General features: G+C 64.7%; 15 protein-coding genes. 8 read left to right on the top strand and 7 right to left on the bottom strand.

Annotated features, from left to right (window positions below):
- Positions 1-87: 87 nt before the first annotated feature.
- The 6 genes from RA25_RS17520 to RA25_RS17495 all read right to left on the bottom strand — a co-directional run bounded on the left by RA25_RS17520 (position 88) and on the right by RA25_RS17495 (position 5,836).
- Positions 88-777 (bottom strand): ABC transporter ATP-binding protein, encoded by a 690-nt coding sequence (locus tag RA25_RS17520; RefSeq protein ID WP_039174122.1) that lies wholly within the window; start codon positions 775-777, stop codon positions 88-90.
- Positions 774-1,529: an ABC transporter ATP-binding protein gene (locus RA25_RS17515; protein WP_039174120.1), complete on the bottom strand. Its 756-nt coding sequence runs from the start codon at positions 1,527-1,529 to the stop codon at positions 774-776. Before RA25_RS17515 ends, RA25_RS17520 begins: the two co-directional genes overlap by 4 nt.
- Positions 1,522-2,511, bottom strand: coding sequence for a branched-chain amino acid ABC transporter permease (locus tag RA25_RS17510; RefSeq protein WP_019294605.1), 990 nt, complete (start codon positions 2,509-2,511; stop codon positions 1,522-1,524). Before RA25_RS17510 ends, RA25_RS17515 begins: the two co-directional genes overlap by 8 nt.
- Complete coding sequence (locus tag RA25_RS17505; protein ID WP_019294606.1) at positions 2,508-3,428, bottom strand: branched-chain amino acid ABC transporter permease; 921 nt, start codon at positions 3,426-3,428, stop codon at positions 2,508-2,510. The genes RA25_RS17510 and RA25_RS17505 overlap by 4 nt, the downstream gene beginning before the upstream one ends.
- Positions 3,429-3,496: 68 nt before the next feature.
- Positions 3,497-4,633, bottom strand: coding sequence for an ABC transporter substrate-binding protein (locus RA25_RS17500; protein WP_039174118.1), 1,137 nt, complete (start codon positions 4,631-4,633; stop codon positions 3,497-3,499).
- A 306-nt stretch (positions 4,634-4,939) separates the two neighbouring features.
- Positions 4,940-5,836, bottom strand: a complete 897-nt coding sequence (locus RA25_RS17495) for a LysR family transcriptional regulator (protein WP_039174117.1) — start codon at positions 5,834-5,836, stop codon at positions 4,940-4,942.
- A gap of 141 nt (positions 5,837-5,977) precedes the next feature.
- Here RA25_RS17495 and RA25_RS17490 point away from each other — a divergent pair, with 141 nt between their 5' ends.
- The 8 genes from RA25_RS17490 (at position 5,978) to RA25_RS17455 (ending at position 16,448) form a co-directional block, all read left to right on the top strand.
- Positions 5,978-6,598 carry a glutathione S-transferase family protein gene (locus RA25_RS17490; protein WP_039174115.1) on the top strand — a complete coding sequence of 207 codons (621 nt, stop codon included), beginning with the start codon at positions 5,978-5,980 and terminating at the stop codon, positions 6,596-6,598.
- A gap of 59 nt (positions 6,599-6,657) precedes the next feature.
- The gene (locus RA25_RS17485; protein WP_082023098.1) at positions 6,658-7,641 is read left to right on the top strand and encodes a pyridoxamine 5'-phosphate oxidase family protein; all 984 of its coding nucleotides are present in this window, start codon (positions 6,658-6,660) and stop codon (positions 7,639-7,641) included.
- A gap of 136 nt (positions 7,642-7,777) precedes the next feature.
- Positions 7,778-10,183, top strand: a complete 2,406-nt coding sequence (locus RA25_RS17480; RefSeq protein WP_039174113.1) for a GcvT family protein — start codon at positions 7,778-7,780, stop codon at positions 10,181-10,183.
- A gap of 4 nt (positions 10,184-10,187) precedes the next feature.
- Positions 10,188-11,744 carry a trimethylamine methyltransferase family protein gene (locus RA25_RS17475; protein ID WP_039174111.1) on the top strand — a complete coding sequence of 519 codons (1,557 nt, stop codon included), beginning with the start codon at positions 10,188-10,190 and terminating at the stop codon, positions 11,742-11,744.
- Between the two features lies 1 nt (position 11,745).
- A complete protein-coding gene (locus RA25_RS17470; RefSeq protein ID WP_039174109.1) occupies positions 11,746-12,417 on the top strand; it encodes a TetR/AcrR family transcriptional regulator in 672 nt (223 codons plus the stop codon).
- A gap of 248 nt (positions 12,418-12,665) precedes the next feature.
- Entirely contained in the window at positions 12,666-14,192 is a 1,527-nt protein-coding gene (locus RA25_RS17465) for a DUF4153 domain-containing protein (protein WP_019294614.1), read from the top strand.
- Positions 14,193-14,205: 13 nt separating this feature from the next.
- Positions 14,206-14,901, top strand: coding sequence for a response regulator transcription factor (locus RA25_RS17460; protein WP_039174107.1), 696 nt, complete (start codon positions 14,206-14,208; stop codon positions 14,899-14,901).
- The gene (locus tag RA25_RS17455; RefSeq protein WP_039174105.1) at positions 14,886-16,448 is read left to right on the top strand and encodes a sensor histidine kinase; all 1,563 of its coding nucleotides are present in this window, start codon (positions 14,886-14,888) and stop codon (positions 16,446-16,448) included. Before RA25_RS17460 ends, RA25_RS17455 begins: the two co-directional genes overlap by 16 nt.
- 54 nt (positions 16,449-16,502) lie before the next feature.
- Here the strand turns inward: RA25_RS17455 and RA25_RS17450 are convergent, their stop codons facing one another.
- Positions 16,503-17,903 (bottom strand): TRAP transporter large permease, encoded by a 1,401-nt coding sequence (locus RA25_RS17450; protein ID WP_039148405.1) that lies wholly within the window; start codon positions 17,901-17,903, stop codon positions 16,503-16,505.
- Positions 17,904-17,911 lie beyond the last annotated feature (8 nt).

The raw sequence follows: 17,911 nt of genomic DNA, 5'->3' as shown, positions 1-17,911 counted from the left end.
CATAGTTCCCCCGGCATCAGCCGGGGGAAATTCACAATGCGGGGGAACGGATCTAACTTAACATAAGTCTCATTACAGACCGCTTACCTAGACCCCCAGGAACCGGTCCGCAATATCCGCAGGCAGCTCACCTATCCGGCCCTCCCAGGCGTTGCTGCCCTTGTTCAGTATCACCGCGCGGTCGGCGACGGCGGACAGCTCCTTCAGCGACTTGTCCACCACCAGGATCGACAGGCCCGCCTCGCGCTTCAGCCGGGCAATGGCGGCCCAGATTTCCTGCCGCACCACCGGCGCCAAGCCTTCGGTTGCCTCGTCCAGAATGAGCAGCCGAGGATTGGTCATCAGGGCGCGGCCAATGGTCAGCATCTGCTGCTCCCCGCCCGAAAGCGATCCGGCGGCCTGCGTCCGGCGCTCCTCCAGCCGCGGAAACAGCTCTGCCACCCTGGCCATATCCCAAGGGCCGGGACAGGCCGCGGCAATCAGGTTCTCCTCCACCGTCAGCGGCGCGAAACAGCGCCGGCCTTCCGGCACCAGACCAACTCCCAGCCGGGCGATCTTGTGCGACGGCAGCTGGCGCAGGTCGTGGCCGTCGAACGTCAGCTCCCCCTTGGAGGCCGCCAGCATCCCGCAAATCGTCTTGATGGTGGTGGATTTGCCCATGCCGTTGCGGCCCATCAGCGCCACCACCTCGCCCTCGCCGATCTCCAGGCTGACGCCGAACAGCGCCTGCGCCGGTCCGTAGGAGGCCTCAACCCCTTGCAATAACAGCAGGCTCATGCGGCATCCTCCTCTCCCAGATAGGCGCGGCGCACCTCGGCATTGGCGCGGATCTCGTCCGCGGTGCCGGTGGCGATGATCTGGCCGTAGACCAGCACGCTGATCCGGTCCGCCAGGGCAAAGACCGCATCCATGTCGTGCTCCACCAGCAGAATCGGAGCCTCCTGCCGCAAGCCATCGAGGAACCCGGTCAGCGCCTTGGACCCGGCAGTGCCCAGACCCGCCATCGGCTCATCCATCAGAAACAACTTGGGTTTCAGCGTCAGCGCCACCGCCACCTCCAACTGGCGGCGCTGGCCGTGCGACAGATCCGCGGTACGGCGGTTTGCGTCCTGTGTCAGCCCGACCCGCTCCAATGCGGTGCGGGCGGTCTCCAGCAGTTCCGGGTCCTTCATCACATTGCGGAAGAAATGGAAGACCCGGCCCCGCCCGCCAAGCGCGCCCAGCACCGCGTTTTGCAGCACCGTGTATTCCATCGCCAGTGCGGAGATCTGGAACGTCCGCCCCAGCCCCATCCGCGTCCGCGCCACCGTATCCAGCGCGGTCACATCCTGCCCCAGCAGCTCGACCGTGCCGCTGTCCGGCACTAGGTTGCCCGCGATCTGCTTGATCAGAGTGGACTTGCCCGCCCCGTTCGGCCCGATCAGCGCATGGATTTCTCCGGACCGCAGGTCCAGCGAAACATCGCTGCTTGCTTTCAGCGCGCCAAAGCACTTGTTGAGCCTATCGGTTTTCAGAACCACATCAGCCATGTGCCTTCTCCCGTCCAGCCAGCGCTCCAATCAACCCGCCGCGGGCAAAGAGCACGATGAGCAGCAGAAGCACACCTAGGAAAATCTGCCAGTAATCGCTGATCCCGCCCAGAAGATGCTCCAGCAGAATGTAAAGCGCGGCACCGGCAACCGGACCGTAAAGCCGCCCGACCCCGCCGAGGATCACAAAGATCATGATCTCGCCGCTGGTGTGCCAGCTGAGCATGGTCGGGCTGACGAACCGGTTCAAATCGGCAAACAGCGCCCCCGCCAGCCCGGTGATGGCGCCGGAAATCACAAAGGCCGTCAGCCGTAAGACGAACGGTGTGAGGCCCACCGCCTGCACCCGGTCCTCATTCTGCCGCGCCGCCGCCAGAGCCAGCCCGAAGGGTGAGCGCGCCAGCCGCGCCGCGAAAACCAGCGCCAGGCAGAGGATGACATAGGCAATGGCAAAGAACTGGATCGGATCCAGGGTGTTGAGTCCTGGGAATTCATTCCGCACCCAGATCGACAGCCCGTCCTCGCCGCCATAGGCACTCCAGCTGATTGCGAAGTAATAGAGCATCTGCCCGAAGGCGAGGGTGATCATGATGAAATATACGCCCGAAGTGCGCAAAGACAGCGCGCCGATCACCAGCGCCGCAAGCGCGCTGAACACTACCGCCACCAGCCAGATCAGCGGCATCTGGTTGCTGCCCTCAAACAGGAACGGCCACTCAAACAGCGGCTCATAGTTCTGGGCATGGGCGGCCAGAATGCCCATGGCATAGCCGCCGATTCCGAAAAACGCCGCATGGCCCAGGCTGATCAGCCCGCCAAGCCCTAGGGCAATGTTCAGCCCAACCCCGGCCAGCGCCAGGATCGCGGCCTTGGTCGCCAGCGTAATGATGAACGGCTCATCCAGGCTCCAGGCGGCCAGCGGCACGACCAGCAGCGCCGCAATCATCGCCCAATTGAGCAGGCTCTCGCGCGTCAGCATCATGCGCTCCCTCCATAAAGGCCAGAGGGGCGCACCAAGAGGATCGCCGCCATCAGGATATAGATCAGCATCGAGGCCAGCGACGCCCCGGCAGAGGCCGCACTGGCCGGGTCCATGAAGACTGCAAACAGCTGCGGCAGGAACACACCGCCCAGCGTATCGGTCATCCCCACCAGAAGCGCCCCGGCCAACGCGCCTTTGATGGAGCCGATGCCGCCGATCACGATCACCACAAAGGCCAGGATCAGCACCGGCTCGCCCATGCCGACCTGCACCGACTGGATCGCTCCCACCAGCGCGCCTGCCAGCCCGGCCAGCGCCGCGCCGAGCGCAAATACCAGCGTGTAGAGCTTGGAAATATCAACGCCAAGCGCGGCAATCATCTCCCGGTCGGCCTCGCCCGCCCGGATCTGGATGCCGATGCGCGTGCGCGCAATCAGCAGGAACAGCCCGGCGGCAATGGCCAAGCCGATCAAGATGATCGTCAGCCGGTACAGCGGATATTGAATGCCCCCCGGCAGGCTCACCGGCCCCGACAGGTAGGACGGCACGTCCAGGAACAGCGGGAAAGAACCGAACAGCCAGCGGGTGCCTTCGGAAAAGATCAGGATCAGCGCAAAGGTCGCCAGCACCTGGTCCAGATGGTCGCGCCGGTAGAGGCGCCGGATCACCACCAGCTCCATCAGCGCGCCGGCCGCCGCGGCGGCGGCCAGGCTTGCAATCAGCGCCAGCAGGAACGATCCGGTCCAGCCCGCCACTGCCGCGGCGGCAAAGGCGCCAACCATATAGAGCGAGCCATGGGCCAGGTTGATCAGCCCCATCACCCCGAACACCAGCGTCAGCCCGGCTGCCATTAGAAACAGCATCATCCCGAGCTGGAGCCCATTCAGGATCTGCTCCAGAACTAGAATATACGTCATTTGATTTTCCGAAGGGGAAGTCTTGCCGTGTGCGGGGGCACCTCAGGCGCCCCCGTCCGGGTCAGGTCTTACATCTTGCACTCGGCCGCGTAGGCGTCGGCGTGATCGCTCAGGCCGGTGGCGATGATCTTGTTGGTGAAGACGTCGCCTTCCTTGATCACCTCACGCACATAGATGTCCTGGATCGGGTGGTGGTTGTCGCCGAATTTGAAATCACCGCGAACCGATGCGAACTCCGCCGCTTTCAGCGCCGCTCGGAAGCTGTCCTGATCAGACACCTCCGCCTTGTCCAGCGCGCTCAGGATCAGGTTGGCGGTATCAAAGCCCTGGCTGGCATAAAGCGACGGCAGGCGGCCGTATTTCTCCTGGAAGGACACAACAAATTCAGCGTTGGCCTCATTGTCGATGTCCTTGTTCCACTGCGAGGTGTTCTTCACCCCCAGCGCCGCGTCGCCGACCGCCTGCAGGATGCCCTGGTCAAAGGAGAACGCCGGTCCCACCACCGGCAGGTCCACGCCGCTGCCCGCATATTGCTTGAGGAAGGAAATCCCCATGCCGCCGGGCAGGAAGAAATAGACCGAGTCGGCTCCGGACGCCCGGATCTGCGCGATTTCGGCGGCATAATCGGTCTGGCCCAGCTTGGTGTAGATCTCACCCGCCAGTTCGCCGCCATACATCCGCTTGTAGCCGGTCAGAGCGTCCTGCCCCGCCGGGTAGTTCGGCGCCAGGATGAAGCTGTTCTTCAGCCCTGCCTCGTTGGCATAGGCGCCCGCGGCCTCGTGCAGGTTGTCGTTCTGCCAGGCGACGTTGAAGTAATTCGGATGGCAGCGCTTGCCCGCCAGCGCCGAGGGGCCGGCGTTCGGCGACAGGTAGAACACGTTCTGCGCGGTTGCCGCAGGCACCACCGCCATCGCAAGGTTCGACCAGATGATGCCGGTCAGGATGTCCACCTTCTCGGACTGTATCATCCGGTCGGCGATCTGCACCGCCACGTCGGGCTTGCGCTGATCGTCCTCAATCACCACCTCGACACCCTCGCGGCCATCCTGTTCGATCGCCAGCATGAAACCGTCGCGCACATCCACGCCCAGCCCGGCGCCGCCGCCGGACAATGTGGTGATCATACCGATCTTGGTATCCGCCTGGGCTGCAACAGCCAGCGCCGGAATCGCAGCCGCCATTGCAAGCATCCGAATGGTCTTCATTACGTCTTTCCTCCCAGAATATGACCGGCCCTTGGGGGCCTGGGTTCTTGATCAAATGCTTGCGACTTTAACGCCGCCCCGGCAGAAGCCAAGACCCGCCACAGCCGGCATCGTCGCGGCTGATCTTGCGCCAGCCCTCGGGATCAGCCTACGCAGGCTTGAATATATATTTCAAGCATAAAATATATAGGGCAATATTGTTGCCCGAATTGCTGCAGATGCATGATAATGGCCTTGCTGCAGATGCGAGGGGCCGGCCCCTCGCGCTCCCCGGGGTATTGGTCACCAGAAAGAAGCAGCAGGTTCTCAGGCTGAAAAGCCTTGTCCGAAGCAACCTGCCAGATGATCAATCAGTGCCCGGATCCGCACCGTCAGGTGGCGGCTGGAGGGATAAACGGCGTAAAGCGTTGCCGGGTCAGTTTCCTGTTGTTCGAAAAGCACTTGCAGCCTGCCGTCGCGCAGGAACGGCAGCGCGGTGTAATGCGGGCAGCGGGCAATGCCGAGCCCGCTGGCGGCCATATGCGCCACCGCCCGGGGGGAGTTGGCGCGGAAGCTGCCGCTGACGGTGACGGTCCGTTGCGCAGCACCCTGGCCAAAGACCCAGGCATCGGGCTGCGGCGAGGTCATCTGCAGCAGGCAATTGTGGGTGGCCAGCGCCTCCGGCTCGGCCGGTTCGCCATGCGTGGCCAGATAGCCGGGCGAGGCCACCACCACCAGCCGCATGCCGCACAGCTTGCGGGCGACCAGCGTCGAATCCTTCAGGGCGCCAAAACGCACAGCCAGATCCACCCCCTCCTCCAGCATCGGCAGATGCCGGTCGGACAGCACCAGCTCCACCAACACCTTGGGGTGCGCCTGCTGGAACGGCTGCAGTGCCTCCACCAGTTCCCGGCTGCCGAAACCAGTAGGCGCGGTGATGCGGATGGGGCCTGCCAGCTCCTGCTGGCGCAGCTGCACCACGTCCTCCAGCTCGTCGAACTGCGCGAGCAGCGGCAGGCAGCGCTCCAGATAGGCGCGGCCCGTATCTGTCAGCGTCACCTTGCGGGTGGTGCGATTGAGCAGCTGCGCGCCCAGCTGCACCTCCAGCCGGGCGACATACTTGCTGGCCAGCTTGGTGCTGATCCCCAGCTGCCGTGCGCCGGAAGTAAAGGAGCTTTGCGCCGCCACGGCGGCAAAGGCGCGCATGCAGTCCAGCTTGTCCATCCCAGGGCCTCCGGCATCAGTTATGAACGATATATACATAATCATTCCATGAATTGGAATATTATCGCCGTGCTAGGCACGGTGTATCTACCGGGTGTCTTCAGAAACCAGCGGCCCCTGCCGCAGCAAAGGACCCCAGACATGGCACATCAGATCCGCATCCACAGCTTTCCCCTCTCCGGCCACGCCCACCGGGTGGAGCTGTTTGCCAGCCTCACCGGCCTCGCCCATGAGGTGGTGAACGTCGACCTCGCAGGCGGCGAGCACAAACAGCCGCCCTTCCTGGCGCTGAACCCCGCAGGCCAGGTGCCGGTGATCGAGGACGGTGAGACCGTCATCAGCGATTCCAACGCGATCCTGGTCTACCTCGCCCGCAAATACGCGCCGTCCTGGCTGCCCTCCGATCCGGTCCAAGAGGCCGAGGTGCAGAAGTTTCTGACCCTTGCGGCAGGCGAGATTGCCTTTGGCCCGGCGGCGGCGCGGCTGATCAACGTCTTCAATGCTCCGCTGGATGCAGACTTCTGCGCAACCGTTGCGGCCCGTGTGCTGGGCAAGATCGACGCCCATATGGAGGGCCGCAGCTTCCTGGTCGGCGACACCCCCACCATCGCTGACGTGGCAGCATACTCCTACATCGCCCACGCGCCGGAGGGCGGCATCTCGCTGGAGCCTTACCCCAACGTCCGCGCCCTGCTGGCAAACATCGAAGCTTTGAAAGGCTTCAAGCCGATGCCCGCAACCAAGGTTGGGCTGGCTGCCTGATCCCGCCGGCGGCGGTCCACCGGGCCGCCGCCGCACCGCTCCAGCTAAAGGAGGCTCCAATGCCCCATGACGCAGACAGCCCCTCGCCCTTCCACGCAGGCGAACAGGAAATGCAGCGCCGCGCGGGCAAGCGCGACATGGCAGAAACCCTGGGCCGCCGGATGATCCGCCCCTTCATGCCTGAGGAGCACCGGGAGTTCTTCGCCCAGTTGCCGTTCCTCGCCGCCGGTGCAGTGGACGCGGACGGCTGGCCCTGGGCCAGCCTGCTCAGCGGTGCCCCCGGATTTGCCGTCTCGCCCGACCCGGAGCACCTGCAAGTAACGCTGAATGGAACTGCGGGGGACCCGGTCCAGGCCGCCATCCGCGAGGGCGCACCGCTGGGGCTATTGGGGATTGAGCTGCACAGCCGCCGCCGCAACCGGCTCAACGGGCGCGTGGTTTCGGCAAGCCCGGCAAGCTTCACCCTGCGGGTGGATCAGTCCTTTGGCAATTGCCCGCAGTATATCCAGGAGCGCGATCTGATCCCCGCTGATGACGTGCCCGCCACCCCGCAGGCCTTTACTGACCTTCCGCCGGAGCACAGCGCGCTGATCGACAAGGCCGACACATTCTTTGTCGCCAGCCACATCCCCGCCGCCGCGGACCCGGAACGCGAAGGCGTCGATGTCTCCCACCGCGGCGGGCGGCCCGGCTTTGTCCGGGTGGCGGGCAAGACCCTCACCATCCCGGATTTTCGCGGCAACAACCACTTCAACACGCTGGGAAATTTCCTGCTGAACCCGCGCGCAGGCCTGGCCTTCCCGGATTTCGAGACCGGCAGCCTTCTGCTGCTGACCGGCACGGTGGAGCTGCTGGAGGAGAACCACCCGGAGCTGGCAGGCTTTGACGGCGCGCAGCGCGGCTGGCAGGTCAGCCTGCGCAAGGCCCTGTGGCTGGAATCCGCCCTGCCCTGGCGCACCGGCCCGGGAAGGTTTGCCGCTCAAACCCTGCGCACCGGCACCTGGGCGGAAAACCAGGTCAGTAGCGGCACACCCGCCAAATAGCATCCTCGCGTGAGACCCTGAAATTTTCTCTGGACAAGACTGTCCAGGATCGCCGATGAATTGGACAGAAATGTCCAAAGGGCGGATTCGGGGGAGATCCCCGCCTGCCCGGTGACGGCAGACAGGGAGCAAAGCCATGAAGTCGCACTATCGTGCCGTTGTCATTGGGGGCGGTGTTGTCGGCACCTCTGTCCTCTACCACCTGGCGAAATTCGGCTGGAGTGATGTCTGCCTGATCGAGCGCTCGGTGCTGACAGCAGGGTCCAGCTGGCACGCGGCGGGCGGCTTCCACGCGCTGAACGCAGATCCCAACATCGCCTCGCTGCAGGCCTATACCATCGACCTCCTGTCCGAGATCGAACAGGAATCCGGCCAGTCCGTCGGCATGCATATGACCGGCGGCATGACGCTGGCAGGCACCCCGGACCGCTGGGAATGGCTGCAATCGGCCTACCGCACTTTCCAGTCGATCGGCATCGACGACTGCCGCCTGATCACCCCCCAGGAGGCTGGCGAGCTATGCCCGATCATGTCCACCGAGGGCATCCTCGGCGGCATGTGGGCCGACCGCGAGGGCTATGTCGACACCACCGGCACCGTGCACGCCTACGCAGGGGCTGCCAAGAAACGCGGCGCCGAGGTGATCGAGCACAACCGGGTGCTGGAACTGCACCAGGTGGAGGGCGGCTGGCAGGTGGTGACCGAAAAGGGCACCATCCATGCCGAGCATGTGGTCAATGCCGCAGGTCTTTGGGCCAAGCAGGTGGGCCGGATGGCGGGGGTGGAACTGCCAGTCTCGCCGCTCAACCACCACTACCTGATCTCCGACACCATCCCCGCGCTGGAACAGCTCGACTTCGAGGTGCCGATGACCGTGGACCTCGAAGGCTTCACCTATATGCGGCAGGATCAGAAGGGTATTCTGCTGGGCATCTACGAGATCGACCACCAGCACTGGATGATGGACGGCGCGCCCTGGGAATACGGGTTCGAGCTGCAGCAGGAAGACCCCGATCGGATCGAAAGGGAGCTGACCCTCGGTTTCGAACGCTACCCGGCGCTGCAAACCACCGGGGTCAAAACCTGGGTCAACGGCGCCTTCACCTTTGCCCCCGACGGCAACCCGCTGGTGGGCCCGGTGCGCGGCAAGCCCGGCTACTGGTGCGCCTGCGGCGTGATGGCCGGTTTCCTGCAGGGCGGCGGCGTCGGCAAGTCGCTGGCCGAGTGGATGATCCACGGCGAGCCGGAGGCGGATGTGTTCGGCATGGATGTGGCGCGTTTCGGCGACTACGCCCAGAACAAGCGCTTCATCAAGGAAACCACCGGCCAGTTCTACACCCGCCGCTTCGTGATGACCTACCCGAACGAGCAGCTGCCCGCAGGCCGTCCGCTGAAAAAGGCACCCGCCTATGACGGTATGACCGCCGCTGGCTGCCGCTGGCGCGCCAGTTACGGGCTGGAGATCCCGCTTTACTTCGCCCCGTCGCTAGACTTCACCGAAACCCCGACCCTGAAACGCTCCAACGCCTTTGGCATCGTCGCAGAGGAATGCAAGGCAGTGCGCGAGGCCGTGGGGCTTCTGGACATCTCCGCCTTCTCCCGGTTTGAGGTCTCAGGCGCAGGCACCGAGGCATGGCTCGACCGCCTCATGGCCTCGAAACTGCCAAAACCGGGCCGCGCCAAACTGGCGCCGATGCTGTCGCCTGAGGGCCGCCTCAAGGGCGACCTCACCGTGTTCAACTGGGGGGACGGCAGCTGGTGGATCATGGGCAGCTACTACCTGCGCGAATGGCACATGCGCTGGTTCCAGGACCACATGGGCGAAAGTGTAGAGGTGCGCGACGTGAGTGATGCCGTCACCGGCTTCAGCCTCTCCGGCCCGAACAGCCGCAAGGTGCTGGAAAAGCTGACGGATGGCCCCATCGCAGACCTGCCCTTCATGGGCTGCGGCACCTTCGACATCGGCATGCTGCACCTCAAGGTGGGCCGCCTGTCGGTCGCGGGGGAACTGGGCTACGAACTCCACTGCTCCGCTGCCGAGCACATCACCCTGCGCGAGACCCTGCTGGAAGCCGGTGCAGACCTTGGCCTCCGCGAAGTCGGCTTCAACGCGCTCCTGAGCCTGCGGCTGGAAAAAAGCTTTGGCATCTGGAGCGCTGAATTCACCCAAGGCTACACCGCGGCGCAGACCGGCATGGACCGCTGGATCGACTGGGACAAGGATTTCATCGGACGCGGCGCCGCGCTGAAGGAACGCGACGCGGGCGGCCCGGGTCAGGTTGTTGTGACCCTTGAAGTGGACGCCACGGACGCCGACGCCAGCGGCTATGAGCCGGTCTGGCAGGGTGAAACCCGCGTCGGCTTTGTCACTTCCGGCGGTTATGGCCACACCACGTGTAAATCGCTGGCGCTGGCCATGGTGGACCGGGCGGCAGCTGCGGAAGGCACAGACCTGACCGTCCACATCGTGGGTCAGGAACGCGCCGCCCGTGTGATTGCACCTTCCCCCTACGACCCCTCCGGCACAGCGATGAGAGGTTAAGGCCATGACCATCGAAAACGACAGCGCCGCCCGCGGACGCCGGCGGCGGGGACGCGGGGGCGACGCCGCCCCTGCCCCGCAGCGCACCACAAACTACCGCCAGCTGAAAAACCCCTTCCCGCAAATGGAGGTCTTCCCGGCGCATCAGATCGCGGACATGCATGATACCGCGCTGAAGATGCTGGAAGAGCTGGGCATGAAGGTGCTGCTGCCCGAAGCGCGCCGGATCTACGCCCAGGGCGGTGCCCGCGTCGATGAAGATAGCGAAATGGTCTATATCGGCCGCGACATGGTGGAGGCGGCGCTGGCCACCGCCCCCCGCTCGATCACTTGCCGCGCCGGGGCACGGGACCGCGACATCACGCTGGAACTGGGAAGCCTGGTGTTCCAGGCCGGTGCCGGTGCGCCAAACGCCACCGACTTGGAACGCGGCCGACGCCCCGGTTCCGCCCAAGCTTATCTTGAGTACCTGCAGCTCACCCACCATTTTGACGTCTTCCACATGATCTCCCCCCAGGTGGAACCGCAGGACGTCCCCATCCATCTGCGCCATTACTTCACCACTGAGGCGCAGATGACCCGGACCGACAAGTTCCCCTTCATCTTCTCGCGCGGGACGCCGCAGGTGATGGACTGCTTCGAGATGATCCGCGACTTCCGCGGGCTGTCGGACACGGAGTTCCAGGCCGAGCCGCGATGCTACACCATCATCAACACCAACAGCCCGCGCACGCTGGACATTCCGATGGCGCAGGGCCTCATCGACTTTGCACGGCACGGCCAGGTCTCGATCATCACGCCCTTCACCCTGATGGGGGCAATGGCGCCGATCACTGTTGCAGGCGCCATCACCCTCAGCCATGCGGAGGTGCTGGCCGCGCTCACTCTCACCCAACTGGCTAATCCCGGCGCGCCGGTCTGTTATGGCACTTTCACCTCCAACGTGGACATGAAATCCGGCGCGCCTGCATTCGGCACGCCCGCGCATTTCCAGGCCTCCCTGGCCGCAGGCCAGCTGGCGCGGCACCTTGGTCTGCCCTGGCGCTCTGCCGCCGGGTCCGCGTCAAACTGCAACGACGTGCAGGCGGCCAATGAAAACCAGATGGGGCTCTGGGGTTGCCTGATGGCCGGCGCCACCGTGATCATCCACTCGGCCGGCTGGCTGGAGGGCGGGCTGTCCGTCTCCTACGAAAAACTGGTCACCGACGCCGAAGTCCTGAACATGATTGCCGAACTTTGCGCAGGCGCCCAGGCCGGACCAGAGGAAATCGGCTACGCCAGCGCGCTGACACAAGTGGAGCCGCAGGGACATTTCTTTGCCGCCCCCCAGACCATGGACCGCTACAGTACGGAATTCTACGAACCCGTGGTGCATGATTATGCCAATTTCGGCACCTGGACCGAACGCGGCAGTCTGGACGCCAGCCAGCGTGCCACCCGGGTCTGGAAGGAGATCCTCGCCCATGATACCCGGCCTGTGACGGACGAAACCCGCGCTGAAGCGCTGCAAGCCTTCATCGCCAAGCGCACCGCAGAAGGCGGCGCCCCGCCGGAGAGCTGACATGGCCAGACGCGCCGCCCCTGTGCTGCACCGGGACAACCCCGAGAAGGAACCCCTCAGCGGCCATGTGAAGGTCACGCCGGAGGACTGGCTGAACGTCGCCCGCGACCTGCTGGTCAGCGAAGGGGTGGCCGGGGTCAAGGTGCTGGCGATCGGCGAACGGCTCGGCGTATCGCGCTCCAGCTTCTACTGGTACTTCAAAAGCCGCAAACACCTTCTGGAGGCGCTGCTGGACGACTGGGAGGCGCGCAACACCGCGCCCATCCTCGACCATTGCGACCTGCCCGCCGCCAATATCTCCTGGGCGGTCTGCAATTTCTTCCGCTGTTTTGTCGACCCGGACCTGTTCGACGCCAGCCTGGACTTCGCGGTCCGCGAATGGTCGCGCCGCGACGGCAAGGTGCGCAACCGGATCGACGCGGCGGATGCGCAGCGGCTGGCTGCGGTGACGGCGATGTTCGAACGCCACGACTACTCCGCCTATGAAGCTGAGGCCCGCGCCCGAATCCTTTACTTCATGCAATGCGGCTATCATGCACTGGAAGTGCGCGAACCGATGCAGGCCCGCACCGCCCGGCTGGAAGGCTACCTGCTGGGTTTCACCGGGGTTGACCCGGACCAGCAGGCGGTGGCCGCGGCCCGGGCCTTTGCGGAACAAAAGATGGACCGCTGACTGCAGCACGTCTCGGCCTGCCGCGACGGCGCCGAGAAGGCGGCCCGCTGCACCCGCAGCCGAAAACTGCAGAGGCATACCCTGGGGAAGCCCGCGGAATCTCTCCCTTCAAAGGCAAGCAGCGGACACTTCATCCCTGCACGAAATCTGCACAAAAGCCCCCTGAAACCTGCGGAGACAGCACGCCAAAGCTGCAAGCGCGGGCCTCATCCTGCCTGGCAAAGAGATTTGAGAGCAGGAGACAGGACATGAGGCAGGAACTGGTTATTCACGGGGTGCCCGACAGCATCAGGCTGGATGGGTGGTGGCTGGAAACGGCGGACGGGCCGCCGCAGGCTCCGCACCGCCGCCCGCGGGACGGCGGGCCGCTCATCGCCGCTTTACGGATCCGCCATGCGATACCGCTTCTGGCGGCCCTGGTTGCAGTTGCCGACTGGCTGTTCTGGGAACAGCCCGCAGGCATCTCGGTTGCGGTTTTTGCGCTGATCCTCTCTGCTGCCGTCATGGCGATGAAACCGCGGCGGCCAACAGCCCGGGAATGGGCCGGTGCGGCAGGTTTTGCTGTGCTCAGCAATCTGCCCGCCGCCATTGAGCTGCAGTTCCTGTCGGTTCTGTTCAGCCTCGGCGGTCTGGTCTGCCTTGTGGTCTGGGCGGTCTACGGCCAGGCCGCCAGCGAACGTCTGGCGCTGCGCACCGCCCTGCGCCTGCCGACCATCGGCGCCACGCTGCTGCTGCGCGATGCATTCCGCGCCATGCCCGCCACGGACCTCAGCTCAGGCGCCCGCCGCCAGGCGGCAGCGATGGCGCTGCCGCTGCTCATGGGCGCGGTTTTTCTGATGCTTCTGGCCGCCGCCAACCCGGTGCTGGAGGAGGTTCTGGCAGAGCTGGACCCGGGCCGCCTGTTCGAGCTGGAATTCTGGCTGCGGCTCCTGTTCTGGACCGTGATGGCAGCGCTGCTGTGGCCCTGCCTCAACCTCAGCGGGACATGGCTGGGCAGTGCAGCACCGCCCGTTTCCGTGCAAAAGGCAGGCCCCAGCCGGGCCGCCTTTCTGATCAACCCGGTTTCGGTGCGCAATTCGCTGGTGCTGTTCAACCTGCTGTTTCTGGTCCAAACGGTGATGGATCTTGGCATTCTGACCGGCGGCGTCTCCCTGCCGGAGGGGATGAGCTATGCCTCTTACGCCCACCGTGGATCCTATCCGCTGGTGGTGACGGCACTGCTGGCCGGTGTGTTCACGCTGGTGACGCGCAGCATGACTGGCGCCGACAGAACCCTGCGCGCTCTGGTCTACCTCTGGCTGGCGCAGAACATGTTCCTGGTGCTGACCGCCGCCATCCGGCTGCATCATTATGTCGGGGCCTATGCGCTGACTTACCTGCGGATTGCTGCCTTCATCTGGATGGCGCTGGTGCTGGCAGGGCTGGTTCTGACCGTGATGCAAATCCGCCGCGGCCACGGCAATGCCTGGCTGCTGCGCCGCTGCTTTGCCGCCCTTGCAGGAACCCTCTACATCTGCGGTTTCGTGAACTTCGCCGAGGTCATCGCCCGCTACAACCTGACCCACGGCAGTACGCTGGTGAAACAGGACACATACTACATCTGCAGCCTCGGTGCCGGTGCCTACCCCGCTGTCCATGCCTTTGAAACCGAAACCGGACAGCAGGTCTGCGGCAGCGCAATGCACTATGACCTCTACAAGACCGCCATCACCAACTGGCGCGAATGGGGCTTTCGGAGGTGGCGGATCCAAGCCTATTATCAGCGGCAGAATTGAAGGACCCCATTTGATGCCAGCCCGCATTCTTGTTGTCGATGACGATCCCGATATCCTTGAGGTGACCGGCTTCGCGGTGGAAAAGGCAGGCTTTGAGACGCTCTTTGCCAGTGACGGCCTCGCCGCGCTGAATGCCAGCCGGGAGGAGACTCCCGACCTGATCGTGCTGGACATCGGCCTGCCGGAAATGGACGGGCTGGAAGTCTGCCGCGAGATCCGCAAATCCTCCGACGTGCCGATCCTGTTCCTCACCGCCCGCGATGACGAGATCGACCGCATCGTCGGGCTTGAGTTGGGCGCCGACGACTATCTGACCAAACCCTTCTCACCGCGTGAACTGGTGGCCCGGATCAAGGCGATCCTGAAACGCAGCGCCCCCGCCGCCCCGGCACAGCCCGAAGCGGTGCTGGCGCAGGGCAGCCTGGAGTTGAATGCGGAGCGCCACCTCTGCCGTTTTGCCGCTGTGCCAGTGTCCCTGACCGGGTCGGAGTTCCGGCTGCTGGCAACCCTGATGGCCCGCCCGGACCGGGTGCTGTCGCGGGCGCAGCTGGTGGATGCGCTGTATGGCTACAACATCCATGTCTCCGACCGCACCATCGACAGCCACATCCGCAACATCCGCGCCAAGCTGGCGCAGGCGGGCTGCGCCGAGGGGATCGTAACCGTGCACGGCGTCGGCCTCAGGATGGGCGCATGCACGCCAGGCTGAATCGCAACACACTGGCCCGAAACGGGCTGACCCGCAAATGGCGGCCACGGCTCTGGGCGGTGGTGCTTCTGGTGTTGGCGCTGGTCCTTTGCCTGCCCTTTGCCGGGCTGATCCTGTTCCGCTTCTACGACAGCCAGCTGGTGCAGCAGACCGAGGAAAGCCTGCTGACCCAGGCCGCGGTGATGTCGGCGGCCTATGCCGAGCTTTATGCAGGCGCGGCGGGCACCGAACCGCCCCGCGGGCGCGCCGTCTCCGGCGAGCACGCGGTGTTTCCGTCGCTGTCCGTCAACAGCGAAACCGTCCTGCCGCCCCGCCCCGACGCAAAACCGCTCTCTGGTCCTGCGGGCGCCCCTTACCGGAAGATCGCAACCCCGCTGACCCGCATTGCCAATGCCGCACAGGCGCAGACGCTGGCCGGCTACCGGTTTCTCGACGCCCGCGGCAACGTCTTTGCAGGCACCGCCGAAACCGGCACCTTTCTGGGCCATGTGGAGGAGGTGCAGGGCGCGCTGGCAGGCGAAACCGTCTCTGTTGCGCGCACCCGCCTGCGCGAGGACGCGCCGCCCGCGCTTTACACTCTCAGCCGCGGCGCCCGCGTGCGCGTGTTCGTGGCGATGCCGGTCTATGCGGACCAGACCCTGATCGGCGTGGTCTACCTCAGCCGCACCCCGAACCACATCTTCCGCTTTCTCTATGGCGAGCGCTTCAACCTTGCCAAGGCCGCGGGATTTGTTGCCCTGTCCACTATGCTCATCGGCTATGTGTTCTGGCGCTTCATCACCCGTCCGATCCAGCTGCTGATCCAGCGCAGCCAGCTGGCGGGCCACGGCAGCCAGATGTGGGAGCCGCCGGACCAGCTTGGCACCCGCGAGATCGAGGACCTGAGCCGCAGCTTCCAGTCTCTGACCGGCCGCCTGCAAAGCAAGCAGGACGCGCTGAAGACCTATACAGCCCATGTGACGCATGAGTTGAAATCGCCGCTCACCGCCTTGAAAGGCGCTGCAGAACTGCTGCGCGACGACGATCTGCCACCGGCCCAGAAACACCGGCTGCTCGACACCGTGGACAAGGGCGGCAAGCGGATGGAGGACCTGCTGGCCAACATGCGCGCCTTCAGCCTGGCGGATCAGAGCGCGATGGCAGGAAGCTGCTGCCTGAACGAAATCCATGCGCAGATCTCGCAGGCCTTCCCGGCCCTTGCGGTCAAGGTGCAGAACGGCACCCTGCCGCTTCCGGTCGCGGCGCGCACCCTGCAGATCATCCTGACCCATCTTCTGGAAAACGCACAGCAAAACGGCGCCAAACAGGCCGTGCTGACCGCCTGTCAGGACGGCACCGCCACCTGTCTTCAGATCGCAGACGACGGCCCCGGCATCAGCGCAGGCAACGCGGACAAGATCCTGCAGCCCTTCTTCACCACCCGGCGGGACAGCGGCGGCACCGGCATGGGGCTCAACATCGTCAAGGCAACGGCAGAGGCCCTCGGCGGCACGCTGAGTGTTGTCCCGTCCAGCAGCGGCGCCTGTTTCCGGCTGACCTTCCGCTGAAATCAGCCGGGCCGCCCAGCAGCAGGCGGCCCGGTTCAGCGCATCAAAGACGTGTCAGACCTGCCCCGGCAGCCACAGTACAATCGCCGGGAACGCCACCAGCAGCGCGATGGTCACCGCATCGGCGATGAAGAACGGCGTCACCCCCTTGAACACGTCCTGCACGCTCAGATCATCGCGCACACCCGCCACCACAAAGCAGTTGAGGCCGATGGGCGGGGTGATCAGGCAGAACTCGGCCATTTTAACCACCAGGATGCCGAACCAGATAGCGCACATCGGGCCGGACATGCCAAAGGTGCTGTCCGCGGCGGAAACCGCCTCGCCGCCGTTCAGCGCCATCACCGCCGGGTAGACCACCGGCAGCGTCAGCAAGAGCATGCCGATTGCATCCATGAACATCCCCAGCACCGCATAGGCCAAGAGGATGCAGATCAGGATCAGCATCGGGCTCATGGTCAGCGAGGTGATCCAATCGGCAAAGGCACCGGGCAGGTCTGCGAACCCCAGGAACCGCACATAGATCAGCACCCCCCAGATGATGGTGAAGATCATCACGCTCAGCTTGGCGGTCTCCAAGAGCGCATCCTTCAGTTCCCGCCAGCGCATGCCGTGGCGCAGGGCCATCAGGAAAACCACAAACGCCCCGATTGCCCCGCCCTCTGTCGGGGTGCCCCAGGCGTCGCCGCCAAAGGGGTTGTAGACAAAGAAGATTATGGTCACGACGACAAACACGATCGGCAGCGCAGGCGGCAGAGCCGCAAACCTCTGGCGCCAGGTAAAACCGGTGACGCGCGGCCCGAAGTCCTTGATCACCATCGCCATGCCAACGATCAAGAGACCATAGATCACTGCCGAAAACGCACCGGGAATGAAGCCTGCCAGCAACAGCTTGCCCACATCCTGTTCAACGATGATCGCATAGATCACCAGAATGGCCGAGGGCGGGATCAGCGATGCCAGGGTGCCGCCCGCTGCCACCACACCGGCGGCAAAGCGCTTGTCATAACCGATCTTGAGCATCTCCGGGATGGCGATGCGGGCAAAGACGGCGGAGGTCGCCACGCTTGCGCCGGACACGGCGGCAAACCCCGCGGTGGCAAAGACGGTGGAGACCGCCAGCCCGCCCGGCACCCAGGCCATCCAGCGCTTGGCAGCCTCGAACAATGCCTTGGTCAGGCCCGCATAGTAGGCGAGGTAGCCAATCAGGATGAAGGTCGGGATCAGGCTCAGCGCCTGGCTGGACACCTTGGAATGCGGCACCTGGCCTGCGGTCTTGACCGCGATGGTCAGCGCCTTGGTGAACCGCGCCGGATCATAGCCGAACTTGGCCCAGAAAATCCAGATCAGGCCAATCATCCCGGCAGCAGCCGCGGCAAAGGCCACCCGCATGCCCAGGATCACCATCACCAGCAGCCCGGCTGAAACGATCAGCCCAATTTCAATCGGTTCCATGTCAGAAA

It is taken from the genome of Leisingera sp. ANG-S5 (genome assembly GCF_000813925.1).
In the GTDB taxonomy this organism is placed as follows: domain Bacteria; phylum Pseudomonadota; class Alphaproteobacteria; order Rhodobacterales; family Rhodobacteraceae; genus Leisingera.
This window is presented reverse-complemented; position numbering and strand designations above follow the sequence as displayed.